At 67.5% G+C, this 11,758-nt stretch carries 9 protein-coding genes; 5 read left to right on the forward strand and 4 right to left on the reverse strand.

Features of this window, described 5'->3' with window-relative positions:
* Positions 1 to 9: 9 nt before the first annotated feature.
* A complete protein-coding gene (glnE, locus tag L540_RS04165; protein ID WP_043212352.1) occupies positions 10 to 2,781 on the forward strand; it encodes a bifunctional [glutamate--ammonia ligase]-adenylyl-L-tyrosine phosphorylase/[glutamate--ammonia-ligase] adenylyltransferase in 2,772 nt (923 codons plus the stop codon).
* A 40-nt stretch (positions 2,782 to 2,821) separates the two neighbouring features.
* Entirely contained in the window at positions 2,822 to 3,496 is a 675-nt protein-coding gene (locus L540_RS04170) for an epoxyqueuosine reductase QueH (protein ID WP_043212350.1), read from the forward strand.
* A gap of 7 nt (positions 3,497 to 3,503) precedes the next feature.
* Here the strand turns inward: L540_RS04170 and L540_RS04175 are convergent, their stop codons facing one another.
* Positions 3,504 to 4,895 (reverse strand): L-serine ammonia-lyase, encoded by a 1,392-nt coding sequence (locus L540_RS04175; RefSeq protein ID WP_043212348.1) that lies wholly within the window; start codon positions 4,893 to 4,895, stop codon positions 3,504 to 3,506.
* 176 nt (positions 4,896 to 5,071) lie between these two features.
* On the opposite strand from L540_RS04175, the gene L540_RS04180 reads away from it, so the two are divergent.
* Complete coding sequence (locus L540_RS04180) at positions 5,072 to 6,736, forward strand: Na/Pi cotransporter family protein (RefSeq protein ID WP_043212346.1); 1,665 nt, start codon at positions 5,072 to 5,074, stop codon at positions 6,734 to 6,736.
* Positions 6,737 to 6,804: 68 nt separating this feature from the next.
* Positions 6,805 to 7,476, forward strand: coding sequence for an HAD family hydrolase (locus L540_RS04185; protein WP_043212345.1), 672 nt, complete (start codon positions 6,805 to 6,807; stop codon positions 7,474 to 7,476).
* 18 nt (positions 7,477 to 7,494) lie between these two features.
* Here L540_RS04185 and L540_RS04190 read toward each other — a convergent pair whose 3' ends face one another.
* The 3 genes from L540_RS04190 to L540_RS04200 form a co-directional block, all read right to left on the reverse strand.
* A complete protein-coding gene (locus L540_RS04190; protein ID WP_043212344.1) occupies positions 7,495 to 8,289 on the reverse strand; it encodes a dienelactone hydrolase family protein in 795 nt (264 codons plus the stop codon).
* A gap of 38 nt (positions 8,290 to 8,327) precedes the next feature.
* Entirely contained in the window at positions 8,328 to 9,164 is an 837-nt protein-coding gene (locus tag L540_RS04195) for a ZIP family metal transporter (RefSeq protein WP_043212342.1), read from the reverse strand.
* A gap of 91 nt (positions 9,165 to 9,255) precedes the next feature.
* Positions 9,256 to 10,572, reverse strand: coding sequence for an MFS transporter (locus L540_RS04200; protein WP_043212340.1), 1,317 nt, complete (start codon positions 10,570 to 10,572; stop codon positions 9,256 to 9,258).
* A gap of 214 nt (positions 10,573 to 10,786) precedes the next feature.
* Here L540_RS04200 and cyoA point away from each other — a divergent pair, with 214 nt between their 5' ends.
* A complete protein-coding gene (gene cyoA / locus L540_RS04205) occupies positions 10,787 to 11,758 on the forward strand; it encodes a ubiquinol oxidase subunit II (protein ID WP_082149537.1) in 972 nt (323 codons plus the stop codon).

The raw sequence follows: 11,758 nt of genomic DNA on the forward strand, positions 1-11,758 counted from the left end.
CCTACCGCCATGTCGTCACCAACTTCTTCCTTCGACCAGGCATTGGCCTGGTCCGGCCACCTGCGCCGCCGCCTGGACGCCCACCCCGATCTGAGCGCCTGGCTGGGACAGGCCGCGGCCGAGCCGCTGACCGCCGCGCGCCTGAAGGCCTGGATGCACGAACTGGCGGGCAGCGACGCCACGTTACCCGTGGATACAACTCGGACGGTGCTGCGCAAGCTGCGCGAGCGGGTTTTCCTGTCGCTGATCGTGCGCGACCTGGGCGGACAGGCAGACCTCGAAGAAGTCGTCGGCGCCATGACCACCCTGGCCGACCTGGCGGTCTCGGCCGCCTATCGCAGCGTGGCCGACGACCTCATGCAGGCGCACGGCATGCCGCGCGAGGCCAGCGGCGCGCCGCAGGAAATGCTGATCGTGGGCATGGGCAAGCTGGGCGGACGCGAACTGAACGTATCCTCGGACATCGATCTTGTCATGCTCTATGGCGACGAGGGCGATACCGACGGCCCCCGGCGCATCAGCAATCATGAGTTCTACGGCCGCCTGACGCGCCGCATGATGCCCGTGCTCTCGGAGGCCGACGCCAACGGACAGGTCTTCCGCACTGATCTGCGGCTGCGGCCCGACGGCGACGCCGGCCCGCTGGCCTGGAGCCTGGATGCTTTCGAGCACTATCTGATCGGCCAGGGCCGCGAATGGGAGCGCTATGCCTGGCTCAAGGCGCGCCTGATGCCGGCCCAGGCATTTGCCGGCAGCGACAGCCGCCTGCAGGCGCAGCAGCTCGAAAGCCTGCGCGTGCCCTTTGTCTACCGCAAGTACTTCGATTTCGACGCCCTGGCGGCGCTGCGCGCGCTACGCGAACGCATACGCCAGGACTGGCAGCGCCGCGCCCTGGCGCGCAACGGCGTGGACAGCGCCAACAACATCAAGCTCGGCGACGGCGGCATACGCGAGATCGAATTCGTGGTGCAGCTCTCGCAGCTCATCCGCGGCGGGCGCATGCCCGCGCTGCAAAAGCGCGGCCTGATCGAGGCCTTGCACGCCGAGCGCGACGCCGGCCTGCTGCCGGCCGAAGACGCCGCCCGCCTGGAGGCGGCCTACCGCTTTCTGCGCCGCACCGAACACGCCCTGCAATACCGCGAAGACGAGCAGACCCATCTGCTGCCGGGCGACCGCGCCCAGCGCGACGCGCTGGCCCGCGCCCTGGGCTATGCGCCAGCCGAGTTCGAAGACACCCTGGCCGGGCACCGCGAATTCGTGTCGCAGACTTTCCGCAACGCCTTCCGCCTGGCTGGCATGGGCGAAGAAGACGAACCGCCGCGGCGCGGGCCGGCCAACGCCGAGGAACAGCTGGGCCAACAGATCCAGGATGCCTTCGGCGACCAGGCCGAAGACCTCCTGAACCGCACCGAATCCTTGCTGTCCAGCCACCGTATCCGCAGCCTGCCCGACAGCAGCCGCCGGCGCCTGGAGGCGCTGCTGCCGGCCGCCTTGCAGGCCGCTTCGCAGACCAGCGCGCCGCTGGAGGCCGCCACCCGTCTGTTCGACCTCATCGAGGCCATCGCCCAGCGCAGCGCCTATCTCGCCCTGCTGGCGGAATACCCCGACACGCTGGCGCGCGTGGCCCGCATGGTGGCCGCCAGCCCCTGGGCGGCGCAATACCTCACCCAGCATCCGCTGCTGCTCGACAGCCTGATCGACTGGCGCACGCTGTTCGAGCCGCTGGATTTCGCGCAGATCGCCCGCCAGCTTGGCGCCGACCTGGACGCCTGCCGCCTGCCCGACGGCAGCCCCGATGTCGAACGCCAGATGAATCTCATGCGCGACGTCCAGCGCCAGGCCAGCTTCCAGCTGCTGGCCCAGGACCTGGAAGGCAGCCTGACCGTCGAGGCCCTGGCCGACCAGTTGTCGGCGCTGGCCGACCTGCTGCTGGCCGAAACCATCCGCCGCGTCTGGCCCCTGGTCAACCGCAAGCCCGACGCGCAGCCGCATTTCGCCATCATTGCCTACGGCAAGCTGGGCGGCAAAGAGCTCGGCTATGCTTCCGACCTGGACTTGGTCTATCTCTTCCAGGATGACCGCGAGGATGCCGCCGAGGTCTACGCCAAGCTGGGCCGGCGCATGACATCCTGGCTGTCGACCATGACGTCCTCAGGCCGGCTCTATGAGGTGGACCTGCGGCTGCGCCCGGACGGCGACGCCGGCCTGCTGGCGGTCTCGCTGGAGGCTTTCGAGCAATATCAGCGCAAGCATGCCTGGCCCTGGGAGCACCAGGCTCTCACGCGCGCGCGCTACGCCGCGGGCGACACCGAGGTCGGCGCGGCCTTCGAACGCATCCGGGGCGAAATCCTCGTCATGCCGCGCGACACCGAGGCCCTGCGCGCCGAGGTGCTGGCCATGCGCGACAAGATCAGCGCCGGCCATCCCAATCACAGCGAGCTTTTCGATCTCAAGCATGACCGCGGCGGCATGGTGGACGTGGAGTTCGTCACCCAGTACCTGGTCCTCTGCCATGCCGGCAGCCACCGGGTGCTGGTCAACAACCTGGGCAATATTGCGCTCTTGCGCCTGGCCGGCGAAGCCGGCCTCATCCCGGCCGAGCTGGGCCTGGCCGCCGGCGATGCCTATCGCACCCTGCGCCGGGTGCAACACCAGATGCGCCTGAAGGGCATAGACCGCGCCCGGGTGCCGCCCGAAGAATTGAGCGCCGAGCGCGAGGCGGTCAGCGGCCTGTGGCGCACGGTATTCGGGGACGCAAGTCTGTCGGGAGCAACGTCGTAAAATAGGGGCTTACGTTGGCCCCTTCTGCCGGTTTTTTGCCATGTCTGAACTCCTTCGCCCCAAACTCGAACTTCCCGCCGGCCACGGCAAGGTGCTGCTGCACTCCTGCTGCGCGCCCTGCTCCGGCGAAGTGATGGAGGCCATCACGGCCTCGGGCATCGACTACGACATCTTCTTCTACAACCCGAATATCCATCCGGTGAAGGAGTACGAAATCCGCAAGCAGGAGAACATCCGCTTCGCGGAAAAGCATGGCATCAAGTTCATCGACGCCGACTACGACATGGACAACTGGTTCGACCGCGTCAAGGGCCTCGAAGACTCGCCCGAACGGGGCGAGCGCTGCACCGTCTGTTTCGACATGCGCTTTGAACGCACCGCGCTCTATGCCCATGAGCATGGCTACGACACGATCACCAGCTCGCTGGGCATCTCGCGCTGGAAAGACATGAACCAGATCAACGGCTGCGGCGAGCGCGCCGCCGCGCGCTACGACGGCATGCTCTACTGGACCTACAACTGGCGCAAGGGCGGCGGTTCGCAGCGCATGATCGAGATCAGCAAGCGCGAGAACTTCTATCAGCAGGAATACTGCGGCTGCGTCTATTCGCTGCGCGACACCAACCGCCATCGCCGCGCGCAGGGCCGCGAGCGCATCCACATCGGCGTGAAGTTCTACGGCAAGGAAGACCTCATCAACGAGGAATCCCTCTAAAGGCCGTTCAGCATTCGACGATATTGACGGCCAGGCCGCCGCGCGCGGTTTCCTTGTACTTGGTCTTCATGTCGGCGCCCGTCTCGCGCATGGTCTTGATGACCGAATCCAGCGACACATAATGATGGCCGTCGCCGCGCAGCGCCATGCGCGCGGCGTTGACCGCCTTGACCGAGGCCATGGCATTGCGCTCGATGCAGGGAATCTGCACCAGCCCTCCTACGGGGTCGCAGGTCAGCCCCAGGTTGTGCTCCATGCCGATCTCGGCGGCGTTCTCCACCTGCGCCACCGAACCGCCCAGCACGGCGGCCAGCGCGCCGGCCGCCATCGAGCACGCCACGCCCACCTCGCCCTGACAGCCGACCTCGGCCCCCGAGATCGAGGCGTTGTACTTATAGAGCAGGCCGATGGCGGCGGCCGTGAGCAGGAAGTCGCGGATCCCCTGGCGGCTGGCCAGCGGCACGAAGCGGTCGTAATAATGCAGGACCGCGGGAATGATGCCCGCCGCGCCATTGGTCGGCGCGGTCACCACGCGCCCGCCGGCGGCGTTTTCTTCATTGACCGCCATGGCGTAGAGGTTGACCCAGTCCATCACCGACAAGGGGTCGGACAGCGCGCGCTCGGCGCGCTGGGTGAGGCTGCGATACAGCTCGGGCGCGCGTCGGCGCACTTTCAGGGGCCCGGGCAGATCGCCGTCGGCCTCGGGGTGGCCGATGCCACAGCCGCGGCTGACGCAATCCTGCATGACCTGCCAGATGCGGTCCAGACCTTGCTCGACCTCGGCCTGGTCGCGCCAGGTGAGCTCATTGCGCAGCATCACGCCGGCCACCGACAGGCCGCTTTCCTGGCACATGAGCACCAGCTCGCGGCCCGTGCGGAACGGAAACGGCATCTGGTCGTGGGCGGCGATGACCTGGCTGTTGGAGGCGCCGGGCGTGACGACGAAACCGCCGCCCACCGACAGATAGCGCGACTCGCGCAAGCATGCGCCGGCCGCGTCGAAGGCGTGGAACTTCATGCCGTTGGGATGTTCGGCCAGCGCTTCGCGGCGATAGAAAAGCAGGTGTTCTTTTTCGATGAAGGGCACGGAATGCCGGCCCAGGATGGGCAGCAGGCGGCTGGCGCGCACGGCCTGCAGCATGCCGGGGATGGCCGCGGGATCGACGGTGTCGGGCGCCTCGCCCATCAGGCCCAGCATGACGCCTTTGTCGGTGCCATGACCCTTGCCGGTGGCGCCAAGCGAGCCATAAAGCTCGCAGCGCAGGCTGGCCACCGCGGGCAGCAGCCCATCGCGCTCCAGGCCCTGCACAAAAAGCAGCGCCGCGCGCATGGGCCCCACGGTATGCGAGCTGGACGGGCCGATGCCGATTTTGAACAGGTCGAAGACGGAAACTGCCACCTGGAACCTCCTGCCGGACGCAGCCGGCGCATAATGCCCTCATGATACGCGGCGGCCGCGGCGGCGCGGACCAGGCCGGACGCCGTGTTTCCCCCCGGAAGCGGGACGTGCGATTATTACAGAATTATTACGTGTCATATTCAGATTAGCGTCAGGCCGCGAGCCTCAGGAGAACTATGTCGGGATTGCTGTCCATGCTGGATTTCGCCGGGTATGTCGCCCTGCTGCTCTGGGGAGTGCACATGGTGCAGACGGGCGTGCAGCGCGCCTTCGGCGCGGCCCTGAGCGCCGCCCTGGGGCGCGCGCTGGGCACCCGCGCCCGGGCCTTCGTGGCCGGCCTGGGGATCACCGCCGCCCTGCAAAGCAGCACGGCCACCGGTCTGATGATCACGGGTTTTGCCGCCGGCGGCGTGGTCGGACTGGTCCCCGCGCTGGCGGCCATGCTGGGCGCCAACGTCGGCACGACGCTGATCGTGCAGCTGCTGTCCTTCGACCTGACCTCCCTGGCCCCTCTGCTCATCCTGGCCGGCGTGTGGATGTTCCGCCGCTATCCGCCCGGACGCACCCGCGACCTGGGACGGGTCTTCATCGGCCTGGGCCTGCTGCTCATGGCCCTGCACGCCCTGGTCGAATTGTTCGAGCCGCTGGAGCAGGCTCCCCTGCTGTCCGTCATCCTGCAATCGCTGGCCTCCCAGCCCGTGCTGGCCGTGCTGCTGGCCGCCGCCCTGACCTGGGCCGCGCACTCCAGCGTCGCCGTGGTCGTGCTCATCATGTCGCTGGTCAGCCAGCAGGTCGTCAGCGTGGACGTCGCCATGGCCCTGGTGCTGGGCGCCAACCTGGGCACCGCGGTCAATCCCATGATCGAAGGCGTCACGGGCGACGATCCGGCCGCCCGCCGCCTGCCGCTGGGCAATCTGCTGACCCGCGTCGCGGGCGTGCTGGCCGGCCTGATCCTCCTGCCCTACATCGGCCCGCTCATGGCCAAGCTGGAGACCGACCCCAGCCGCGTCGTGGCCAACTTCCACACCGCCTTCAACATCGTGGTCGCCCTGGTCTTCCTGCCCTTGCTCACGCCTTATGGCGCGCTGCTGTCGCGCTGGCTGCCCAAGCGCAGCGACCCCAACGATCCGGCGCGGCCGCAATACCTGGACGAATGGGCCCATGATATGCCCGCCGTGGCCCTGGGCAATGCGCGGCGCGAGGCGCTGCGCATGACCGACATGCTGCAGACCCTGCTGCTCTATGCCCGCGCGGGCTTCAAGCGCGACAACCGGCACCGCATGGTGCAGGCCCGCCAGCTCGACAGCGCGCTGGACAAGCTCGAAAACGCCATCACCACCTATATCGCCACGCTGGACCAGGAAAACCTCACCCAGGAAGACCGCCAGCAGCTCGACAGCATCCTGGCCTTCACCAGCAACGTGGGGCACGCGGCCGACATCGCCTTCCATGGGCTGCTGGGCCATATTTCGCGCCTGCGCAAGCAAGGGCTGCTGCTCTCGCCCGAGCAGCGCGCCCATATCGACGACACGCTCGCCGCCCTGGTGGCCAATCAGCGCCAGGCCGCCGCGCTGTTCGTCAATGACGATCTGCGCCAGGCCCGCGCTCTGGCCGGCGAAAAATCGCGTTTCCGCGCCATGGAGGCCGAGGCGGCCGAAGCCCATCTGCACAAGATCAAGGGCGGCGAAGTCGATGCCGCCGAGGCCGGCGCGCTCTACCTGGACATCCTGCGCGACATGAAGGGCATCAACTCGCACCTGGTCGGCGCGGCGGCCTATCCCCTGCTGGCCCGCCACGGCGAACTGCTGCCCAGCCGGCTGCGCGACGCCAATGCCGATTGACGCGCCGCCCGCCAGGCTGCAACATAGCCGGGCCGGGCAGATGCCGGCACCCTCACAGGCGGAGCGTCATGGCACGGCTCAATACTCAGCTTGTCATCTTTGATTGCGACGGCGTCCTGATCGACAGCGAAATCATCGCTGCCCGCGCCCAATCCCAGGCCCTCGCGGCCCATGGCATCCCTATTTCGCCCGAGGAAGCCGCGCGGCGCTTCGCCGGCATTCCCGACCACGATATGTGGCTGACCCTGCAGGCCGAATTCCACACCACGCTGCCGGCCGGCTTCGAGCTTGATTACGCCGCCCATCTGGCACGGATATTCGAGAACGACCTGCGTGCCCTGCCCCATGTGCAGGCCCTGGTCGACACCTTGCGCGCGCGGCGGGTGCCGTTCTGCGTGGCCTCCAGCAGCACGCCGGACAAGCTGCGCACGGCGCTGGGCCTGACCGGCCTGTGGCCGCTGTTCGATCCGCATATCTTCAGCGTGAGCCAGGTCAAGCGGGGCAAGCCGGCGCCCGACATCTTTCTGTTCGCGGCCGACAGCATGGGGGTGACGCCCGACCACTGCCTGGTGGTCGAGGACAGCGTGCCAGGCGTGCAGGCCGCCCGCGCGGCCGGCATGCGCGTGCTGGGCTACACCGGCGCCTCGCACATCGCGCCGGGCCATGACGGCAAACTGCGCCAGGCCGGCGCGGTCGATACCGTCGCCGACCTGGCCTATGTCGCCAACTATGTGACCTGAACCCGGCCGCCAGATGGCTCAGGCTTTCAGGTAGCGCTCGAACCAGGCCAGCATGCGGGCCCAGCCGTCCTTGGCGTCCTCGGCGTTGTAGCTGGGGCGGTAATCGGCCAGGAAGGCATGGCCCGAATTGGGATAGACCACGAAACTCGAGGCCTTGGAGGCGGCATTGCCGGCGGCCAGCTTGGCTTCCATGGCGCGCACGTCTTCGACCGGGATGCTGGAGTCCTGGGCGCCATACAGGCCCAGCACGGGGGCGTGCAAGGCGCCGGCCACGTCGAAGGCCACGGACTTGATCAGCGGCCCGTGACCGGAAGCCAGCTTGCCATACCAGGCCACGCCGGCCTTGACCTTGGGGTTATGGGCCGCGTACATCCAGGTGATGCGCCCGCCCCAGCAAAAACCGGTGATGCCCAGGCGGGAGGCGTCCGCCCCTTGCGCCTGGGCCCAGGCCAGGGCCGCGTCCAGGTCGCCAAAGACCTGCTCGTCGGGCACCTTGGCGACGAGTTCGGCCACCAGCTTGGGGATGTCGGTATAGGCCGACGCATCGCCCTGGCGCTGGTAGAGATTGCTGGTCACCGCGAAATAGCCGGCCTTGGCCAGGCGGCGGCAGATATCCTTGATGTGCTCGTGCACGCCGAAGATCTCCTGCACCACCAGCACCAGCGGCGCGCCCTTGACGCCCTCGGGCGCGGCGTAATAGGCCTGCTGCGTGCCGCCAGGCACGGGCAGCGCGAAATCCCCCTGGGCCAGCCCCTGGGTATCGGTATGGATGGTGGTGGCAGCGGCGGCGCCGGCGGCGGGGGCGAAACTCATGAGCGGACTCCGGATGGCAGGGGCCGCCCGCCTGGCCGTCAGTGGCGATGGTGGTCCGCTTCGAGCGCCGTCCCGGCGCGGTCACGGCTATGGTCATGACCATGGTGCATGAAAGTGGTCACGCCATAGATGATGGCCACGCCCACGGCCACGAGCAAGAGCTGCGGCACGGCGTCGGAGACGGCCACGCGCTCGTGCATCTGCGGCATGAGGTCGGCGACCGAGATATAGAGGAAACTGCTGGCCGCGACCACCAGCACATAAGGCACCAGGGTCTGCGCTTCCTGCAGCACGAAGTATCCTACACCGCCTCCGATGGCCGTGCATAGGCTGGTGAAGAGGATGAGCCCGAAGGCGCGCCGGCGCGGCAGGCCCGCATTGATCAGCACCACGAAGTCGCCCAGCTTATGCGGGACCTCGTGCACGATGATGGAGGCCGCCGTCAGCACGCCGAGAATCGGGTCGGTGAGAAAGGCCGCGGCGACCAGCACGCCATCGCAAAGATTGTGCAGCGAGCTGCCGATCAGGATGAGGACGCCGCCGCGCCGGGCCTCGTGGCGGTCATGGCCTTTGTGATGATGATGGCCATCATGCTCGTGATGATGGCTGTGCCGCAAGAGCGCGATCTTCTCCAGCACGAAGAAGCCGATCAAGCTGGCCAGCATGAGGCCGAAGAGCGTGTGCACGCCGGCGCCGGCCTGCTCGAAGGCTTCGGGCAACAGGTGCAGCAGCGCCACCGACAACAGAACGCCCACTGACAGGCTGACCATGTGGTGCAGGTATTGGGCAAAGACGCGGTAGGCCAGCCAATGGGCGATGGCGACCGCGATCAAGCCGCCTGTGACCGTGGCCAGAATGATCCAGAGAAGCAGCATGGGAATGGGATGAGGGTGGCGGAAAGCGCAATATTATATTGTTTCAAACGGGCAGGAGGGATGCGCGCCTCCGCTTCGCCCCCGGGACGGCTCAATCCCGCGCTTCCAGGGCCCGGTTGATCCGCAGGGCCAGCAGCGTGCAGGCCGTGCCCGACAGCAGGTAGATGCTGACCGCCACCAGCCCGAAGCGCGCCGACAGGGCCAGGGCCACCAGCGGCGCGAAGGCCGCCCCGACCAGCCAGGCCATGTCGGAGGTCAGGGCCGCGCCGGTATAGCGGAAACGCCGCATGAAATTGGCCGTCACCGTGCCCGAGGCCTGGCCATAGGATAGGCCCAGCAGCAGGAAACCGATCAGGATGAAGGCGTTCTGCGCCTTGGGGCTTCCCCCCAGCAGCCAGGGCGTGAACAAGGCATAGACGCCGATGAGCGCGGCCAGCAGGCCCAGCGTGGTGCGCCGCCCGATGCGGTCGGCCAGCATGCCCGAGGCAATGGTGCCCAGGATGCCCAGCACGGCGCCGATGAGCTGGGCCGTGAGCACATCCGAGATCTGCTGCGTGCCGCTCACGGCGATCCAGGACAAGGGAAAAACCGTGACCAGGTGAAAGAGCGCATAGCTGGCCAGCGCGGCGAAGGCGCCGATGAAGAGGTTGTAGCCCTGCGCGCGCACGACCTCGGTCACGCTGAGGGGCTCCAGCTCTCCTTCCTCCAGCAGGCGCGTGTACTCCTCGGTCACCACCAGCCGCAGCCGCGCGAACAGCGCCACTACATTGATGGCGAAGGCCACGAAGAAAGGATAGCGCCAGCCCCAGGCCAGGAAGTCGGCCCCGCTCAGCGTGCGCAGCAGAAAAAGGAACAAGGCGCTGGCGATCAGGAAGCCGACAGGCGCGCCCAGCTGGCCCAGCATGGCGTACCAGCCCCGGCGCCCCGGCGGCGCATTCAGCGCCAGCAGCGAAGGCAGTCCATCCCATGAACCGCCGAAAGCCAGGCCCTGCAGGCAGCGGAACACGGCCAGCAAGGTGATGGCATGCATCCCGATGGCGTCATAGCTGGGCAGAAAGGCCATGCCGACCGTGGCGGTGCCGAGCACGAACAGCGCCAGCGTCAGCTTGGTGGCCCGGCCCCAGCGGCGCTGCACGGCCATCGACAGCGCCGTGCCGATGGGGCGCATGATGAAGGCGAAGGAGAAAATCACGAAAGACCAGAGGGTGCCCTCCAGCCTGTCCTCGAACGGGAAGAACACCTGCGGAAAGACCAGCACGCAGGCGATGCCGAACACGAAGAAATCGAAGTATTCGGAGGCGCGGCCGATGACGACGCCGACGGCAATCTCGCCGGGCGCCACCTTGGCGTGGCCGTCGTGCCCGTCTGCCTCGGCCGCCTGGCCGGGATAATGCGTGGAGGTCGACATAGGTTCACTCGCGAAAGGAGGTTCCGGCTATACCTTGCCCACAGACTGCGGTTTCTAGGGTACGCCCAGGTCCGGCCGGGCCGCAAGCGTCAATCCGGCCCGGGGCGGGCGCGCAACGCCCGCCGGCCGGCCGCCCCTGAAATGGGCTGGATTTTCCGCGCCGTCGGGCGTAGTGTTGCAGCTACGTCCCACGGTTTCGTCACGGGGTATGGTCATGCCGTCCTTCCCAAGGTTCCGCGGAATACTGCCGATCGGTCTCCTGTCCCTGCTGACGGGATGCAATGCCGTGCTGCTATCGCCCTCGGGGGATATCGCCGTCCAGCAGCGCAATCTGATCCTCATTTCAACCGGCCTGATGCTGATCGTCATCGTGCCGGTCATCATCCTCACGCTCTGGTTCGCCTGGCGCTACCGGGCAAGCAACAAGGCCGCGCGCTACACCCCCGAGTGGAATCACTCCACCGTGCTCGAACTGCTGATCTGGGCCGGGCCGTTGCTCATCATCATCGCCCTGGGCGCGCTGACCTGGGTCAGCACGCACCAGCTCGACCCCTACCGCCCGCTTGCGCGGCTGTCCGAAGGCCGCGACATCCCGGCCGGCACCAAGCCGCTGGTGGTCGAGGTGGTGGCGCTGGACTGGAAATGGCTCTTCCTCTATCCCGAGCAAGGCATCGCCGCGGTCAATGAGATGGCCGCGCCGGTGGACCGGCCGATCCAGTTCCGCATCACCTCGTCGACGGTGATGAATTCGTTTTTCATCCCCGCCCTGGCTGGCCAGATCTACGCCATGCCCGGCATGCAGACCACCTTGCATGCCGTCATCAATCATCCGGGCGAATACGAAGGCCTGTCGGCCAATTACAGCGGCGCGGGGTTCTCGGGCATGCGGTTTGCCTTCCATGGCGTGGACGAGACCGGCTTCCAGCAATGGGTGGACCGGACCCGCGCGCAAGGCCAGATGCTCAGCCGCGAGGCCTATCTGAAGCTGGCGCGGCCCAGCGAGCGCAATCCGGTGCAGCACTTCAGCGATGTGGCGCCCGGCCTGTTCGATGCCATCGTCGGGCGCTGCGTCGATCCGGCGCGCCCCTGCAGCATGCCGCATGCCCGCGGCCCGGCCCTGAATGCCGCCGCCTCCGATCGCTACCTGGGGCCCCTCTGCCGTTCGGAGAAAGACCTCACGCTCTGA

It is taken from the genome of Bordetella pseudohinzii (genome assembly GCF_000657795.2).
Lineage (GTDB): Bacteria > Pseudomonadota > Gammaproteobacteria > Burkholderiales > Burkholderiaceae_B > Bordetella > Bordetella pseudohinzii.

What these genes read in the sequence shown, in the direction of transcription:
- L540_RS04180 (WP_043212346.1), top strand. Translation starts at nt 5,072, where the DNA reads ATGTCGGGATTGCTGTCCATGCTGGATTTCGCCGGGTATGTCGCCCTG.
- L540_RS04190 (WP_043212344.1), bottom strand. Translation starts at nt 8,289, where the DNA reads ATGAGTTTCGCCCCCGCCGCCGGCGCCGCCGCTGCCACCACCATCCAT.
- L540_RS04195 (WP_043212342.1), bottom strand. Translation starts at nt 9,164, where the DNA reads ATGCTGCTTCTCTGGATCATTCTGGCCACGGTCACAGGCGGCTTGATC.
- L540_RS04185 (WP_043212345.1), top strand. Translation starts at nt 6,805, where the DNA reads ATGGCACGGCTCAATACTCAGCTTGTCATCTTTGATTGCGACGGCGTC.
- cyoA (WP_082149537.1), top strand. Translation starts at nt 10,787, where the DNA reads ATGCCGTCCTTCCCAAGGTTCCGCGGAATACTGCCGATCGGTCTCCTG.
- L540_RS04200 (WP_043212340.1), bottom strand. Translation starts at nt 10,572, where the DNA reads ATGTCGACCTCCACGCATTATCCCGGCCAGGCGGCCGAGGCAGACGGG.
- glnE (WP_043212352.1), top strand. Translation starts at nt 10, where the DNA reads ATGTCGTCACCAACTTCTTCCTTCGACCAGGCATTGGCCTGGTCCGGC.
- L540_RS04170 (WP_043212350.1), top strand. Translation starts at nt 2,822, where the DNA reads ATGTCTGAACTCCTTCGCCCCAAACTCGAACTTCCCGCCGGCCACGGC.